The sequence below is a fragment of the Borrelia turcica IST7 genome (genome assembly GCF_003606285.1).
Lineage (GTDB): Bacteria > Spirochaetota > Spirochaetia > Borreliales > Borreliaceae > Borrelia > Borrelia turcica.
Window position 1 is genome coordinate 458,217 of the sequence record NZ_CP028884.1, and the last position, 16,745, is coordinate 474,961.

Genomic DNA, 16,745 nt, shown 5'->3' on the forward strand with positions numbered 1-16,745 from the left:
TTAATCCTAAAAAAAAGCAAGCTTTTTCGCTTGCCTTTTTTTTATTTCAATTCTGGCCAATAGCCCTTATTAGCCTCAATAAGGTCATCAAGAATTGCCTTAGCAACACTTGCACTTGGCACCATTTTAGACATAGTCAAAGCTTGCCACAACTTTAAATATGATTTTTCTATCCAAGCTTCAACTGTAAGTTTTTCAACAGAAACTTGTTGTTCCATAAGTCCCTTCTGAAACTGCGGAATTCTGCCCATACATATACGCTCAGGTCCATTAGAACCAACAATACAAGGAACTTCCACCATAGCAGTAGGGTCAAAGTTTTCAACAGCTCCATTATTTTCAACAATCAAAAGCATCCTTTCACCTGTATTAAAAGCTATTGCTCTAGCAAGGTCAACAATATAAGATGCATGCTCATCAATCTCAATAGTAGTACCAACAGCAGTATTTTTCTCAGCTATTTTCCTACATTCCCCAAATACCTTAGCTTCTCTTCCTTCCTTGACTTCTTTAACTCTTGTTTTAGTAGGATCAGTATGTGCAAGCTCATAGTCACTATACAAATAATATTTCAAATAAGTATTCGGCAGAGTACTTGGATCAAGAGCAGCAACATCTTTTGCTTTACCAAATGTTGAAGTCCAACTTACATCAATATGCTGGCCTGTCTCAGCCTCTCTTCCTGAAAGATACCCATGTTCTTTTACATGTTCTATTAATTTTGGCATCAAATCATCACCGTTTACATGTCTAACCTCAGTCCACCATCCAAAATGATTAAGACCATAGTATCTTACAATCAATTCTTTTCTAGATTTTAATCTTAAAATATCAATAAACCTATTTTCTATTCCAACTGGCATATCACAAATATTTAATATCTTAGATTTAGGACGGAGACATCTTGTAGCCTCAGCAACAATAGCAGCAGGATTAGAATAATTTAACATCCAAGCATTGGGTGAATATTTTTCCATATAGTCAACAAGTTCAATAACACCTCCAATTGAACGCATACCATAAGCAATTCCACCAGGTCCGCACGTTTCTTGTCCCACAACTCCATGTTTAAGAGGTATGGTCTCATCAAGTTCTCTCATTTCATATTTACCAACTCGAATATGAGCCATTACAAAATCAACATTACTAAAAGCTTCCTTTGGGTCTGTAGTATAAGAAAACTTTACATCAGGATATCTCTCTCCAATTAATATCTTGCAAGCTTTACCAACAATATCTTGACGCTCGCTATCAATATCATAAAGCTTAATATGCTCAATGGGAAACTCATCAAGATGATCAAGTAACATTAAAACTATGCCTGGAGTAAAGGTACTCCCCCCACCAGCAATCACAATATTAAATTTTTTATTCATATTTCCTCCTCTTTACTCTCAAGAATAGATTCTATCTCTTCTCTTATTACTGGAACATCAAGTCCAATAACAATTTGAAAATAATTGTTCGTTTTAAATATTCCCTTAACACCTTGTTTTTTAAAACTCTCATCGGGATGTACCTTATTTACATCTTTAACAGTAACTCTAAGTCTTGTAGCACAATTACTAAGGTCTGTGATATTAGCTTTTCCTCCCAACATATGAATTATGCTTAAGGCTTGATGTCTACGTTGATCTCCAATGTAATCCTTCTTAGTATGTAATTTAACAGGAGTATCATCTTCCCATCTACCAGGAGTCTTAAAATTAAATTTCAATATTAAATATTTAAATGAAAAGAAATAAATAGCTGTAAAAATGCTACCAATAATAATCTGCGCTATATAAGGCTCGGGGTGGTTCTTCCACATAGGAATCCAATTCAACAACGCAAAATCAATTATCCCAGTACCCATGTTTCCTACAAGCCCAAACGAATACATAATGGCAGACATGCAACCTGCAAGAACAGAATGTAGGACAAAAAGTACAGGAGCAGCAAATAGGAATGTAAATTCAATAGGTTCTGTTATTCCATTAATCATTGAAGTTAAAGCTGCTGGAATTAATAAACCCTTTAAAGCCTTTCTCTTATCTTCTTTGGCGGTATAATACATAGCTAAAGACAGACCAAGAACACCAAACACCTTAGAATTTCCATGAAGGGCAAATCCACCTCCTGGAAACAAATCCTTAAGAGGAGTAGTACTTTGAGAAAATTCTTGAATATGCTCAGCCCAATACTTTAAAATTCCATCATCAACAACAGCTGGTCCAAATATAAATGGTTGATAAATGAAGTGATGAAATCCAAAGGGAATTAAAACTCTCTCTAAGAATGTATAAAGCCATACTCCAAAGGCCCCTGAATACGCCATCACTCCCTGTAAACCAGCAATTCCCATTTGTATCTTTGGCCAAACAATACAAAAAATCACCGCTAAAGGTAACATGGTCAAAAAGCTTAGAGCCACTATGTAATTACTACCTGAAAAAATTTGCAAATAAGGAGAAAATTTGACATCAAAATACCTATTATGCAAATAAATAATAATACAGGAAACTATAATTGCCCCAAATATGCTAGTATCAAGCGTTTTAATATTAGCTAACATAGTAAGTCCACTGGTTCCTCCTGGTTCCATAGAATAATCAACACCAAAAGTTTGACCATAAAGACTTAAAATAGCTGCAATAAAATAATTAAAAAGTAAAAATGCAAGGAAAGATTCAATACAAGCTCTAGCAGAAGCTTTTTTTACTAAGCTTATTGGCAAAGAAGCCGCGAAAAGCAAAGGCATTTGTCTAAAAATTGTCCAACCACCTTCCCCCATCATCCACCAAAAATCTCTCCAAACTCCAGGACTTGCACCTACCAAAAATACAGATGATACCCCTACGACCAAACCAAATAAAGCAAAAAACAAAGCAGGAATAACCATTGCACTTCCGAACTTTTGCATTGTTTGTACCATAAAAAAACTCCTATTATTGTATAAAAACAATAGTCATAAAAATTTATAATAAAGTTAATACTTTTATTCTAATATAAGTTATTTAACTTTATTAAATAACTTATATTAGAATAAAAGTATTCTTCATTTTTGTCAATAATAAATAAGTTTAAATTTTGTAATTGAAATAATAAATAGGTTTAAATGCAAATAAGGATAGAATTTTAAATGAAATTCTATCCTTATTTGCATTTAAACCTATTTATTATTTCAATTACTCTTAAACAGATAGCATTAATGTAAATTTGTGCACTATCTAAAAAAGATTTAACCTCCACCTCAATATAAAAAATGGAGGTTAAGGGACTCGAACCCTTGACCCTCGGCTTGCAAAGCCGATGCTCTAGCCAACTGAGCTAAACCCCCAAAAAAAAGTCTCAAAAAAGACAAGGGAAGAGTTAAATCAATACTTATTCAATTTAATTAAATTCTTTCTCTTAGAAAGGAGGTGATCCAGCCGCACTTTCCAGTACGGCTACCTTGTTACGACTTCACCCCCCTCACTAAACATACCTTAGATACCTTCCTCCCTTGCGGGTTAGAATAATAGCTTCGGGTATCCTCAACTCGGGTGGTGTGACGGGCGGTGTGTACAAGGCCCGAGAACGTATTCACCGTATCATTCTGATATACGATTACTAGCGATTCCAACTTCATGAAGTCGAGTTGCAGACTTCAATCTGGACTGAGACCTGCTTTATGCGTTTTGCTTCACATCACTGCTTCGCATCGCTTTGTACAGGCCATTGTAGCACGTGTGTAGCCCAGGACATAAGGGCCATGATGATTTGACGTCATCCTCACCTTCCTCCGGCTTATCACCGGCAGTCTCGTCTGAGTCCCCATCTTTACATGCTGGTAACAGACAATAAGGGTTGCGCTCGTTGCGGGACTTAACCCAACACCTCACAGCACGAGCTGACGACAACCATGCAGCACCTGTATATAGACCCCAAACGGGGAATAGTTATCTCTAACCATATCCTATATATGTCAAGCCCTGGTAAGGTTCCTCGCGTATCATCGAATTAAACCACATGCTCCACCGCTTGTGCGGGCCCCCGTCAATTCCTTTGAGTTTCACTCTTGCGAGCATACTCCCCAGGCGGCACACTTAACACGTTAGCTTCGGTACCAACCTTTCAGTTAACACCAAGTGTGCATCGTTTACAGCGTAGACTACCAGGGTATCTAATCCTGTTTGCTCCCTACGCTTTCGTGACTCAGCGTCAGTCTTGACCCAGAAGTTCGCCTTCGCCTCTGGTATTCTTCCTGATATCAACAGATTCCACCCTTACACCAGGAATTCTAACTTCCCCTATCAGACTCTAGACATGCAGTTTCCAGCATAGCTCCACAGTTGAGCTGTGGTATTTTACGCATAGACTTGCATATCCGCCTACTCACCCTTTACGCCCAATAATCCCGAACAACGCTCGCCCCTTACGTATTACCGCGGCTGCTGGCACGTAATTAGCCGGGGCTTATTCCTAAATTAACGTCATCACTCTGTCATTTCCTACAAAGCTTATTCCTCATTTATAAAAGAACTTTACAATCTTTCGACCTTCATCATTCACGCAGTGTCGCTCCGTCAGGCTTTCGCCCATTGCGGAAGATTCTTAGCTGCTGCCTCCCGTAGGAGTCTGGACCGTATCTCAGTTCCAGTGTGACCGTTCACCCTCTCAGGCCGGTTACTTATCATAGCCTTGGTAGGCCTTTACCCTACCAACTAGCTAATAAGACGCAGACTCATCTACAAGCGAAGCTTTAAAGGCTTCCTTTCATCAATTAACATCTCAATTGACCTTATTCGGTATTAGCTACTATTTCTAATAGTTATCCCCATCTCATAGGTAGATTATCCACGCGTTACTCACCCGTTCGCCACTGAATGTATTGCTACATCCCGTTTGACTTGCATGCTTAAGACGCACTGCCAGCGTTAGTTCTAAGCCAGGATCAAACTCTTCGTTATTTTTATTTTCTTATTTTAAAATTAACAGGTTATCATATTTGGTTCTTAAAACCTTACTTAACTCTTCCCTTCTCTTCTTTTCCAATTCTTATTTTCAACTCTTATTACTTTATAACATACATTAATCTTTGTCAATACTTTAAATTTATTTTTTTATACCAACATTTTTAAATATATTGTTTTCACCTCTTTCTCTTTTACTATCTCTTATCAATCTTTTAACAATATCCAATACTCTACTTATACCCTCATATCCATCATAACAACTTCCTCTTAGATTTGCTCCCAAAACACTTTTAAATCCTGCCTTACGAGAAGCTAGTACCTTGCTCTCAACATTAGAAGATATTTTAATTTCTCCTGAAAGTGAAATTTCACCTGTAAAAATCAACTCCTGACTTACAATAATATCTGTCTTAGCTGAAAACAATGCAACTAAAATAGCAAGCTCAATTTCTATATCATCAATTCTAAGACCGCCAGACACATTAACATATACATCATCGTTATTAAAATTAAGATTCAAATACTTACTAAGGACTGCTAAGATTCTTGATATTTTTTTAGAATCTATCTTTTCTGAAAAAATCCTAGGAATATTCATACCCGTCTTTGTGATTAGAGCCTGTATCTCAACAAACAAAACTCTACTCCCTTTATTAATAATTCCAATAGCAATTCCTGAAGATACCTTTTCCTTTTTTTCCAAAAAAATAGAAGAAGGGTCTTTTATTTCAGAGAGACCTAAATTTGTCATTTCAAAAATGCCTATTTCATTAACAGAACCAAATCTATTTTTAGTTGCCCTAAGCATACGCAAAGATTTCTCTGCCTCTTCAAAATAAAAAACAGCATCTACCATATGCTCTATTATTTTTGGTCCTGCCAAAATACCATCCTTTGTAATATGCCCCACCAAAAATAAAGTTATATCCTTCCTTTTTGCCCATTCTACAAGCTTATAAACACAATGCTTTAATTGAGATACTCCTCCAAGCCCACCTTGAACCTCCTTTGAGTGTAAAGTCTGAATAGAATCAACAACAATAAAATCAAGCTTAATACTTTCAACCATATCAATTAAAGAATCAACATTGACCTCATTAGTTATCAAAATATCAGTAGAAAGTTTAAGTCTATTTGACCTTAATTTAATCTGTGGGATTGATTCTTCACCCGCAAGATAAAGTACATTTTTACCAGCAAGCGAGACAATATTAGAAATTTGAAGCAAAAAAGTTGATTTTCCAATCCCAGGATCTCCTGCTATTAGAATTACACTACCAAGCACAATTCCAGAGCCAAGAACTCTATCAAACTCTTCAATACCTGTTAGTTGCCTAACATTATCAACTTGCTTAAAATCTTTCAAAGAATAAATTTCATTTTTCACACTACTTAAATTTTTTACGTAGCCAGCCTTTACTTCAGTATAAGATTCTAAACTTTCCCAACTAAAACACTCAGGGCATTTACCTAGCCATTTTAAAGACTTATATCCACAATTTAAACACTTATAAATTTCCCTTTCTTTATTTTTTGCCATAATATCAATTATTAAACAGAAGGATTAAAATAATTCAACCCTTAATCTTCCTACTTACCAAAACTGTGAACTCTCCTTTTTCTTTTTTATTCTCTTCAAAATATTTCTTCAATTCCAAAGGTTTACCCACCCTATATTCCTCATATACTTTCGTCATCTCACGTCCAACAAGAACATTGGCATCTAAATTTACTAAAGAAATTTCAGATAATAATTTCAAAATTCTATGACTGGATTCAAGGATCACAAATGCATCACCTCTACTATAAAGTTCTTCAATCCTTTTAATCCTCTTAATACCTTTATTTGCCAAAAATCCTTCAAACACTATCACCTTATCTTTAAAAGGATTTACGCTAATAATAGTATTAAAAGAACTCACACCTGGAATAGGACAAACTTTATATCCATTTTTAAGTGCTGCATCAACAAGTAATCCACCAGGATCACTCAAACAAGGTGTACCCGCATCGCTAAGAAAAGCTACACTTTTTTCACTAGATAAATACTCTAATAATAATTCTATTCTCTTATTTTCTGTTACTGCATTACAAGAAATCAATTTTTTAACAATTCCATAACGAGATAAAAGTCTTTTAGTAATTCTTGTGTCCTCAGCAAATATAACATCCACCAATTTTAAAATATCAATCGCACGATATGTAATATCTCCTAAATTACCTATGGGTGTTCCAACAACATATAACACAAAATCTCCTTTACATTAAAATTGAAAACATAGCTAACCCAATTATATTAAGCTTAATATTACATAAAAACGATATTTAATATATTAATTTTTGTAAATTATACTTTAAAGTTAAAGAAACATTATGCATAAAACCATTATCTTAAAATACTTAATATTTATCCAATATTCAAATATTATATACTCACATGAGAAAATATTTATTTTATGTTATATTTATACTTATGTTATTGGGTAATATTGGCAACTGAAAGTTAAAAGGCGGTAAATTTTATGTTTAAGCTCATTAGAAAAATATTTATAGTCTATTTTTTATGCATTACCCTTGCTGGACTTGTTATGGTTTTTTTTGACAGTAAATTTTCAGAAAAAGAAAGTGTTCAAAATGGCAAAAGCCAAATTATTAAACATAAAATCGACCCGAACCTACTTCTATTTACCTCTTCAATTGGAGGTTTTTTGGGAGTTTATGCCGGCATATGGATTTTTGATTATGAAAAAAATAACTTTTATTTAAGCTGGGGCAGCTTAATAATATTAATATATAATATAGGTCTAATCCTTTTTGTATATTCTAAATCAACCAATAAATAAATTTAAATTAAGAATTATTCATAATAATGCCACTCTTTATCATATATTTATATACTTCTTCTGGGTTTTCTAAGCTCTCAATCAAATTTTCAGCTTTATCATTTATTCGCTCTACTAGCTTTTTAAAAGTTACCTTTATTCCTCTACTTTCCAAAAAGTCCTTTGCTGGTTGTGAAATAACGCCGGCTTGAACATTTTGAAGTCCAATATTGTATATTATAATAGCAGCAGCCTTGCCCACAACCTTATCATAAATCTCTAAACCTTCTTTATTTTGAATATACTTATTAATAAAATTATCAACCTCTAAAAGGGGTTTTAAACCTCTTTCCATATTAGAATAAAGTATCCTATGATCCTTAAACAACCTTAATGTAGGATTCAATCCTGATATCATTTCCACCCCTCAAACACTTGTTTTCAGTACTTACTAAAAATAATCACTATTAATGATATACATAAATTAAAAATACTTCAACATAAAAAAAATGATATATTATTAAATTACATGATGCTAATTCCTAAAGAAAGTATCCAATCAAAAATTGAAATAAAGAAATCCATTTTCTTATCTTACATTTTTCATGTAGAGAAAAAAGAAGAAATAAATAAAATACTAAGAGAATATAAATTAAAATTTAAAAATGCATCACATGTTGTACATGGGTTTAGAATAGGCAATTCAATTTCATTTATAAATGGAATGAGTGATGACAAAGAACCACACTTAACAGCAGGAAAACCCACACTAGATGCCATATTAAATAACAATCTAACAGACACTCTAATAATTACAATACGCTACTTTGGAGGAACTCTACTTGGAAAAGGAGGATTAATAAAAGCATATTCTAAGTCAGCAGTAGAAGTAATCAATAAATCAAACTTAATAGAAAAAGAAGAAATGGAAACATTAGGTTTAAATTTAGACTATAATCAATATAATTTACTTATAAGAATAAAAAACAAGGTAGGAATTAAAATTACAGATGCAAGTTTTTTAGAAAAAATAAATACCACAATAACATTTAACATAAAAAACAAGGTAGATATTTTGCTATTTTTACAAGAAAATTCCTTAATTTAATTACCTTTATGTAAAGTTCATCTCATTACTCTAATACAATCTTATATATTATTTTTCATTTTTACTATTTATGTTCTACAATAGAATATTATTAATATGTACAACAAGAGAAAATTTTTATGAAAATAATATCTATTATTAATCAAAAAGGCGGAGTTGGCAAAACAACTAGTGCCATAAACATTGCTTACTCAATGACACTTCTTAATAAAAAAACTCTTCTAATAGATATTGATCCGCAAGGAAACACTAGTAGTGGAACAAATGTTTTAAAAAAAGAAAGTAAAAAATCAAATTCAAGTTATGAACTTATTTATAAAAAACAAAAAATTGAACCTACTCAAAGTTTTAATTTAAATATAATTCCCTCAAGTCTTAAATTAGCATTACTTGAAAAGGAATTAACAAATGAAATTGCAAGGGAAAGCTTTTTAAAAAATTCTCTCCTGAAATATAGAAAAGATAACTATGATTTCATACTTATTGATTGTCCTCCTACTCTCTCAATACTCACAATAAATGCTCTTGTTGCAAGTAAATATGTTTTAATACCAATAGAAACAGAATTTTTTGCTTTTGAAGGAATTAATCAACTATTAGATACAATAAATGCTGTAAAGCAAATCAATAAAGAGTTAAAGATTACTGGTGTCTTTATAAATAAATATGATATTAGAAATAAAAGTAAAGAAAAATACATTGATTATCTTAAAAGGATATTTAAAAAAAGTTTTTTAAACACCAAAATAAGAAAAAATATAAGTATCTCTAAATCACAAGAAGAAAAAATACCAGTACATATGTACAATAAAGAAAGCAATGCAGCTCGAGACTTTTTAGATCTTACAAAAGAAATAATTTGCAAAATTGAAGGATAAAAATGTCAGATAATCTAGACACATTAATGGCTCTAATGGGTCAAAAGCTAGAAAAAAATGAAAGTGTTTTAGCAAAGCAAGAATTAATTATTATTGAAAGTAAAAATTTTGAGTATGATAAATTAGACAAAGAAACAGCCGAATTTTTAAAGATGAAGCAATATGAGATTTTTAACATATTTAACAACACATACTCAGAAATCGGAAGAATATTAAAAGAAGCACAAGAAAAACTACGTGGAAGCAATCAATATGACGGGCTTTTTTATAAATGGTTTACTAGTATGGGATTTAAAAAGGACAAGGTTTACTCATTAATATCAAGATACGAATTGCTTGTCGAATATTCCGATAAGCAATTCGTAATAAAAAACTTACCCCTATCTCTCTCATATGAAATTGCAAAAAAATCCTGTCCTATTAATTTAAAAACAGAAGTCCTCAATGGAAAAATAAAATCTTTAAAAGAATTTAAATCACTCTATAAAAAAGATATAAATTACAAAAAAAATAGTAAAATCGAAATTAACAAACCCCTAGTCAAATCTGAAGAAATTGCAAAAATAATAGAATTGCTACTGCAAGAATTAGAAGATATTAAAAATATTAAATTAGATAAGATTAAACATAAAGAAAAATTATGTTTAATTCTAAAAGAAATACAACAAAGTATAAATTACATGAAAAAATTTATTATCTAGTTTTTTTAAAAAAATATTTCCCCGTAGAACTATAAGAAATAACACCCTTTTGTTTTTTTTGCTTTATTATTTTTTAAGTTGTATCTACACTAAAATTTTCTTAAAATCACCACAAAACTTTATAAAATTATTATATACAAAACTCAGTTAAGCAAAAAAAAGAATGTTCACCAGAACATTCTTTAAATACAGTTAATATTAATTTATCATTTAATAAATTTTGAAACAGATACTAACTTATCCTCATCAAGAGACAACACTTGAATTCCTCTAGCATCCTTACCTTGTTCAGATACTTTATCTGCTGATGTTCTTAAAATCTTTGCACTCTTACTTATAAGGAATATTTCATCTTCCTGCGTAACTGTAATAGCATCAACAACTTCACCTGCTTTCTCATCTGATTTCTTATAGCTAGTATAACCGGTAGCTCCTCTCTTAAGCTCAGTCAATTTAGATACATCTAATCTCTTTCCATATCCATTTTCAGAAACAATTAAAAGATAAGAGCCTTTTCTATGAACTAAAGCCTTAATACAAGTATCGCCCTCTTTAACCTTCATACCAGATACACCCTGGGTTCCTCTATGCGTAAGCCTAATATCACTTGAATTAAATATAAAAGAATTCCCTTTCTTAGAAATACAAATAATTTTTTCATCCTTAGAAACAACTTCAGCACTTGTAACAAAATCTTTATCAACAAGCCTAATAACAATAACTCCTCTTGTCTTAACTGTTTTAAGCCCTTCCATTTCAATACGAGCTACTTTTCCGCTAGCGGTTGTTATTAATAAATAATTATTCTCTGTTAACTCATTGCAATTTTTAATAGTTAATATTTCTTCTGTTTCTCCCAAATTAACAAGCTCACGTATATCTTGTCCCTTTGAAGACCTAGAAGTATCCTTAATTTCATACGCATTAATCACATAAAGTTTTCCTTCGTTTGAAATCATAAATAAAAAGTCATGAGTACTTACACACAAAGAAATATTAACTTGGTCTTCATCTTGCAAATCAAAAGAGCTAAGACCTTTACCACCTATACCTTGAAGTTTATATTCATCCTGTAAGATTCTCTTAATAAAACCTTTCTTTGTAAGAATAACAATAACATTTTCTTTCTGCATTAAATCTGCCATACTTGTTTTTAAAACCTCCTCATCATATATTATTTTTGTTCGGCGCTCATCGCCAAATTTTAAACTTAAATTAAGAACTTCTTCTCTTATAATATCAACAATTCTTGTCGGATTTAAAAGAATATCTTCATAATCATTTATTAAAGCTAAGATAAGTTTAAACTCTTCCTCAATTTTTTCTATTTCAAGAGATGTTAGCTTTTGTAACTTCATGTCAAGAATAGCATTAGATTGAATCTCCGATAAATTAAACTCATTAATAATACGCTCCCTAGCCTCCTTTACAACTCTAGAAAACTTTATTATTTCTATTATCTTATCAATATTTTTCAAGGCTACATTTAATCCTTCAAGGATATGAGCCTTTTCTTTTGCCTTCCTTAAATCAAACTCTACCCGTCTTCTAACAATTTCCTTTCTATGCTTAATAAATTCAGACAAAAGTTCTTCTAAATTTAATTGTTTTGGAATTCCATTAACAAGAGCCAAATTATTTATACTAAAATTTTTCTTAAGTTCAGTATATTCATAAAGCAAATTCATAACAACGCAAGGGTCAAATCCTTTCTTAATTTCAAGAACAATTCTAATCCCATCACGATCTGATTCATCTCGTATATCAGAAATACCCTCCAACTTTTCTTCTTTTACCAAAAATGCAATTTTCATAAGCAAAGAAGATTTATTAACAGCATAAGGTATCTCTGTCACTATAATAAAAGAAAGGTCCTCTGTTTTTTTCTCAATATGATATTTAGCTCGAATAACAACGCTTCCCTTACCTGTTGTATAAGCTTTAACTAAGCTATCACTATAAATAATTTCAGCAGAAGTTGGAAAATCTGGGCCTTTAACTATTTCAATTAAATCATAAATGGATATATTATCGTGATCTAGCATATAAACTAAAGCAGCACAAATTTCACCTAAATTATGTGGAGCCATATTTGTTGCCATTCCAACAGCAATACCACTAGACCCGTTTACCAATAAAAATGGAAAAGCAGCCGGCAAAACTTCAGGCTCATCTAAAGAATCATCATAGTTAGGCTTAAAATCAACAGTTTGCTTATCTATATCCCTAACAAGCTCTTCCGCTATTTTTGCCATCCGTGCTTCAGTATATCGCATAGCAGCAGGAGGATCACCATCAACAGAACCAAAATTTCCCTGTCCACTTATTACAGGATATCTTAGAGAAAAAACCTGCGCAAGTCTTACAAGTGCCTCATAAATCGATTGATCCCCATGAGGATGATATTTTCCAAGAACATCACCAACTATCCTTCCTGCCTTTTTAAATGGCTTATCTGACCTAAGTCCCATTTCATGCATCGAATAAAGGATTCTTCTGTGCACAGGTTTAAGACCATCCCTCACATCAGGAAGAGCTCTTGAAACAATTACAGACATTGCATAATTTAAATAAGAAGTCCTAACTTCATCCTCTATTTTAATATTTAATATTTGTTCAACATTCTCTTCAGTTGGCATCCCTACTCCAATTACACATCCAGATTTACTACATCAAGTGCATTTTGCTCAATAAATTCTCTTCTAGGTTCAACATCATCTCCCATAAGAGTAACAAAAATTCTATCAGCCTGCATAGCGTCATCGATCCCTATTAATTTCATCTTTCTAGTTGCAGGATTCATAGTAGTTTCCCAAAGTTGAGTAGGATTCATTTCTCCAAGTCCCTTATATCTTTGAAGATTAATCTTATCTCTCTTATCACTCTCAATAGACCCTAAAAAAGATTCTTTTTCCAAGTCATCATAAAAATAATGTACCCTGTTTTCAGACTTAATCTTATAAAGAGGTGGCATAGCTATATAAACATGTTTATTTTCAACTAAAGTTCTCATGTAACGAAAGAAAAAAGTAAGCAGTAGAGTCCTAATATGAGACCCATCAACATCAGCATCAGCCATAATAATAACCTTATGATAACGAAGTCTTTCAATGCAAAAAGTCTTCCCAACGCCAGCTCCAAGAGACGCAATTATCGGAATAAGTTTATCATTTGTAATAACCTTATCTTCTCTTGTTTTCTCAACATTAAGCATTTTCCCCCATAATGGCAAAATAGCTTGAAAAAACCTGTCTCTTCCCATTTTTGCACTTCCCCCAGCAGAATCTCCTTCTACAATATAAATTTCTCTCTCAACAGGATTTTTAGAAGAACAATCTGCTAATTTCCCAGGCAATGCCAAACTTTCAAATGTACTTTTCTTTCTCTCAGATTCTCTTGCTTTTCTTGCTGCTTCACGAGCACGAGCGGCTCTTATTGCTTTATCAAAAATAACTTCTATTTCTAAAGGATTATCATTAATAATACTCAAAAGCCCATCATGTACAACAGTTTCAACAATCTTTTTCACATAAGAATTGCCCAACTTTCCTTTAGTCTGTCCTTCAAATTGAGGTTCAGGTACCTTAATAGAAATTACTGCCGTTAACCCCTCTTTAAAATCATCTAATGTAAGGATTGGAACATCTTTTTTGCTTATTTTTGTCATTTTAAAAGCCTCATTCATTGCCTTAAAAAGACCACTCCTAAACCCAGCAACATGAGTTCCCCCCTCTCTAGTATTAATATTGTTGACAAAAGATAAAATATTCTCAGAATACCCCTCTGTCCACTTAAGTCCAACATCAACAATAACCTCATCAAAAGATCCTTCAATAAAATAAGGTTCACTTTGAATATTCCTGCTATTGTTTGTTAAATAATCTACAAAAGCTTTTATTCCACCTTCAAAATAAAATTCTTTAAATTTTTCTTCTCCTAATCTTCTATCTTCAATTGAAATTCTTATTTTATCATTTAAAAATGCAAGTTCCTTAAGCCTCTTTGAAAGAGTTTCAAAACTATAGTTTAAAGTCTCAAAAATTTCATAATCCGCTAAAAAAGTAACCTTAGTGCCCCTAGAACAACTTTCTCCAACAACCTCAACCTCAGATGTCGGAATACCTCTTGAAAAAGTTTGTCTAAAAACTTTCCCGTCTCTGCGTACAAAAACCTCTAAAAAAGACGACAAAGCATTAACAACCGAAATTCCAACACCATGAAGTCCCCCAGAAACCTTATAAGTACCTTTATTAAATTTTCCCCCAGAGTGTAACTTAGTTAAAACAAGTTCAAGCGCACTAATTCCCTCTTCCTCATGAATATCTGTAGGAATTCCTCGTCCATTATCGCTTACTGTTATGGAATTATCTGAATTGATAACAATCTCTATTTTATCACAAAATCCAGCCAAAGCCTCGTCAATACTATTATCAACTACCTCATAGACCAAGTGATGTAGTCCATTAATTGAAACAGATCCAATATACATACCAGGTCTTTTTCTAACAGCTTCAAGTCCCTTTAAAACTTGAATATTACTAGCAACATAACTCATAAACCTTCCATACAATTAATCATAACTTATGATATAAACAAATTTTACATTAAAAACAAGATAATATCTATTAAAAAACATAAAACATATTTGGATTGTCCTATGATTAATAAAATTTCAAAACCTACAAATCATTCAGATAATGTTTTAGTTAGCCATTATACTATATACTATATATACATCACCAAAATCAACAAGGATGTGTTTATAATCACCAAAATCAATGAGGACAAGGAATGCAAGAAGGAAAAAATATATGGAGTTTAATTTTAGCAGAAATAAAAAAAGAAACATCTGAAGAAGAATTTTATATATGGTTTGAAAACTTATATTTTATAAATGCAACCAACGAAAATATACAAATATCTACTCCAAATTCTTTCCATAAAAACCAAGTAGAAAAAAGATTCTCTAAAAGAATAAAAGAAATACTAGTTGAGAAAGGCTACAAAAAGATTAACATCGAATTTACAAATCAAAAAAATAAATCTAATACTAACAATATAGAATCTAAAAATCTTGCACTAAAAGAGATTTCAACACAACAAGATTTACATACAAAAAGAGAAATCTCTAAAAGCTACATCAAAAACATAACAGAAAATACAAACAAATATATCATACAAGAAGGAATTCATACAAAATACAGAAATCCATTTCTCAAAAAGAAATATATATTTGAAAATTTCATCATAGGACCAAATAATAAGCTTGCATATAATGCAAGCTTATCAATTGCAAAAAATCCTGGGAAAAAATACAATCCATGCTTAATTTATGGTGGAGTTGGCCTTGGAAAAACACATCTACTTCAAAGTATAGGAAACAAAACAGAAGAATTATATAAAGAACTTAAAATACTGTATGTAACTGCTGAGAATTTTTTAAACGAATTCGTAGAAAGCATAAAAACAAACGAAACAAAAAAGTTTAAAAAGAAGTATCGATATTTAGACATGCTTTTAATAGACGATATTCATGACTTACAAAAAAAAGAAGGAATACAGGAAGAACTTTTCCACACATTTAATGCTCTTTACGAAGAAAACAAGCAAATGGTATTTACATGCGACAGACAACCCTCAGAACTCACAAACTTTACAGATAGATTAAAAAGTAGATTTACAAGAGGATTAAATGTAGATATATCAAAACCCAATTTTGAACTAAGAGTAGCTATTATAGAAAAAAAAGCAAAAGAGGGCGGCATTAAAGTTCCAAAAGATATTCTAAATTTAGTCGCAAGAAAAGTCACAACAAATATAAGAGATTTGGAAGCAGCTGTAACAAAATTAAAAGCCCATATAGACCTTGAAAATATAGAAATTGACACTAATATAGTAGACAAAATAATACAAGAGATAATAGCTTGCGAAGGAAATGATACAAATGTACATAAAAAAATAAACACTGAAAACATAAAAAAAGTTATATTAAGAGAATTAAAACTCACAAATAAAGATATTGAAGGAAAAAGCAAAAAACCAGAAATTACAAAAGCAAGACACATTTATGCATATCTTCTGAGGAATTTTACAGAGCTTTCGACAATTGAAATAGGGAAAATTATTGGAGGAAAAACCCACTCAACAGTGCTTTATTCAATAAATAAGATTGATAAAGAAAGAAACAATGACCTAGAAATTAACAATTTAATCATAGAACTTATGAACAAAATCAACAAAAGCTAATACAATCTATAAAAATTAAAATACTTTTGAACAAATTAAACAAACAATTAGAC

At 31.7% G+C, this 16,745-nt stretch carries 13 protein-coding genes, 1 tRNA gene and 1 rRNA gene; 6 read left to right on the forward strand and 9 right to left on the reverse strand.

The window, feature by feature from the left end; all coding sequences use genetic code 11:
* Positions 1-41 precede the first annotated feature (41 nt).
* From DB313_RS02200 to rsmI, 6 genes are all read right to left on the reverse strand, one after another.
* On the reverse strand, positions 42-1,376 hold the full coding sequence (locus DB313_RS02200; RefSeq protein WP_120104218.1) for a 6-phospho-alpha-glucosidase: 1,335 nt from the start codon (positions 1,374-1,376) through the stop codon (positions 42-44).
* Positions 1,373-2,914: an alpha-glucoside-specific PTS transporter subunit IIBC gene (locus tag DB313_RS02205; RefSeq protein ID WP_120104219.1), complete on the reverse strand. Its 1,542-nt coding sequence runs from the start codon at positions 2,912-2,914 to the stop codon at positions 1,373-1,375. The genes DB313_RS02200 and DB313_RS02205 overlap by 4 nt, the downstream gene beginning before the upstream one ends.
* Before the next feature lie 331 nt (positions 2,915-3,245).
* Positions 3,246-3,319 (reverse strand) — tRNA-Ala (locus DB313_RS02210).
* Between the two features lie 75 nt (positions 3,320-3,394).
* A 16S ribosomal RNA gene (locus DB313_RS02215) occupies positions 3,395-4,931 on the reverse strand.
* A 145-nt stretch (positions 4,932-5,076) separates the two neighbouring features.
* Positions 5,077-6,477 carry a DNA repair protein RadA gene (gene radA, locus DB313_RS02220; protein ID WP_120104220.1) on the reverse strand — a complete coding sequence of 467 codons (1,401 nt, stop codon included), beginning with the start codon at positions 6,475-6,477 and terminating at the stop codon, positions 5,077-5,079.
* Positions 6,478-6,511: 34 nt separating this feature from the next.
* Positions 6,512-7,186, reverse strand: a complete 675-nt coding sequence (gene rsmI / locus DB313_RS02225) for a 16S rRNA (cytidine(1402)-2'-O)-methyltransferase (RefSeq protein WP_120104221.1) — start codon at positions 7,184-7,186, stop codon at positions 6,512-6,514.
* A gap of 273 nt (positions 7,187-7,459) precedes the next feature.
* Here rsmI and DB313_RS02230 point away from each other — a divergent pair, with 273 nt between their 5' ends.
* Positions 7,460-7,780 carry a hypothetical protein gene (locus tag DB313_RS02230; RefSeq protein ID WP_120104222.1) on the forward strand — a complete coding sequence of 107 codons (321 nt, stop codon included), beginning with the start codon at positions 7,460-7,462 and terminating at the stop codon, positions 7,778-7,780.
* 7 nt (positions 7,781-7,787) lie between these two features.
* Here the strand turns inward: DB313_RS02230 and DB313_RS02235 are convergent, their stop codons facing one another.
* Positions 7,788-8,177, reverse strand: coding sequence for a DUF1893 domain-containing protein (locus DB313_RS02235; protein ID WP_120104223.1), 390 nt, complete (start codon positions 8,175-8,177; stop codon positions 7,788-7,790).
* A 111-nt stretch (positions 8,178-8,288) separates the two neighbouring features.
* Here DB313_RS02235 and DB313_RS02240 point away from each other — a divergent pair, with 111 nt between their 5' ends.
* From DB313_RS02240 to DB313_RS02250, 3 genes are all read left to right on the forward strand, one after another.
* Complete coding sequence (locus DB313_RS02240; RefSeq protein WP_120104224.1) at positions 8,289-8,867, forward strand: YigZ family protein; 579 nt, start codon at positions 8,289-8,291, stop codon at positions 8,865-8,867.
* A gap of 119 nt (positions 8,868-8,986) precedes the next feature.
* A complete protein-coding gene (locus DB313_RS02245) occupies positions 8,987-9,745 on the forward strand; it encodes a ParA family protein (RefSeq protein ID WP_120104225.1) in 759 nt (252 codons plus the stop codon).
* A 2-nt stretch (positions 9,746-9,747) separates the two neighbouring features.
* A complete protein-coding gene (locus tag DB313_RS02250; RefSeq protein WP_120104226.1) occupies positions 9,748-10,446 on the forward strand; it encodes a hypothetical protein in 699 nt (232 codons plus the stop codon).
* A 206-nt stretch (positions 10,447-10,652) separates the two neighbouring features.
* Here the strand turns inward: DB313_RS02250 and gyrA are convergent, their stop codons facing one another.
* Both gyrA and gyrB read right to left on the reverse strand, forming a co-directional pair.
* Positions 10,653-13,085, reverse strand: coding sequence for a DNA topoisomerase (ATP-hydrolyzing) subunit A (gyrA, locus tag DB313_RS02255; RefSeq protein WP_120104227.1), 2,433 nt, complete (start codon positions 13,083-13,085; stop codon positions 10,653-10,655).
* Positions 13,086-13,096: 11 nt separating this feature from the next.
* The gene (gene gyrB, locus DB313_RS02260; protein ID WP_120104228.1) at positions 13,097-15,001 is read right to left on the reverse strand and encodes a DNA topoisomerase (ATP-hydrolyzing) subunit B; all 1,905 of its coding nucleotides are present in this window, start codon (positions 14,999-15,001) and stop codon (positions 13,097-13,099) included.
* Between the two features lie 102 nt (positions 15,002-15,103).
* Between gyrB and DB313_RS06405 the strand changes: the two genes are divergently transcribed.
* Complete coding sequence (locus tag DB313_RS06405) at positions 15,104-15,268, forward strand: hypothetical protein (protein ID WP_161555012.1); 165 nt, start codon at positions 15,104-15,106, stop codon at positions 15,266-15,268.
* A complete protein-coding gene (gene dnaA / locus DB313_RS02265; protein ID WP_120104229.1) occupies positions 15,238-16,692 on the forward strand; it encodes a chromosomal replication initiator protein DnaA in 1,455 nt (484 codons plus the stop codon). The genes DB313_RS06405 and dnaA overlap by 31 nt, the downstream gene beginning before the upstream one ends.
* Positions 16,693-16,745: the final 53 nt, after the last annotated feature.

Excerpts from the sequence above, each read along its gene's own strand:
- DB313_RS02200 (WP_120104218.1), bottom strand. The coding sequence starts at position 1,376 with ATGAATAAAAAATTTAATATTGTGATTGCTGGTGGGGGGAGTACCTTT.
- DB313_RS02205 (WP_120104219.1), bottom strand. The coding sequence starts at position 2,914 with ATGGTACAAACAATGCAAAAGTTCGGAAGTGCAATGGTTATTCCTGCT.
- radA (WP_120104220.1), bottom strand. The coding sequence starts at position 6,477 with ATGGCAAAAAATAAAGAAAGGGAAATTTATAAGTGTTTAAATTGTGGA.
- DB313_RS02230 (WP_120104222.1), top strand. The coding sequence starts at position 7,460 with ATGTTTAAGCTCATTAGAAAAATATTTATAGTCTATTTTTTATGCATT.
- DB313_RS02235 (WP_120104223.1), bottom strand. The coding sequence starts at position 8,177 with ATGATATCAGGATTGAATCCTACATTAAGGTTGTTTAAGGATCATAGG.
- DB313_RS02240 (WP_120104224.1), top strand. The coding sequence starts at position 8,289 with ATGATGCTAATTCCTAAAGAAAGTATCCAATCAAAAATTGAAATAAAG.
- DB313_RS02245 (WP_120104225.1), top strand. The coding sequence starts at position 8,987 with ATGAAAATAATATCTATTATTAATCAAAAAGGCGGAGTTGGCAAAACA.
- DB313_RS02250 (WP_120104226.1), top strand. The coding sequence starts at position 9,748 with ATGTCAGATAATCTAGACACATTAATGGCTCTAATGGGTCAAAAGCTA.
- gyrA (WP_120104227.1), bottom strand. The coding sequence starts at position 13,085 with ATGCCAACTGAAGAGAATGTTGAACAAATATTAAATATTAAAATAGAG.
- gyrB (WP_120104228.1), bottom strand. The coding sequence starts at position 15,001 with ATGAGTTATGTTGCTAGTAATATTCAAGTTTTAAAGGGACTTGAAGCT.
- DB313_RS06405 (WP_161555012.1), top strand. The coding sequence starts at position 15,104 with ATGATTAATAAAATTTCAAAACCTACAAATCATTCAGATAATGTTTTA.
- dnaA (WP_120104229.1), top strand. The coding sequence starts at position 15,238 with ATGCAAGAAGGAAAAAATATATGGAGTTTAATTTTAGCAGAAATAAAA.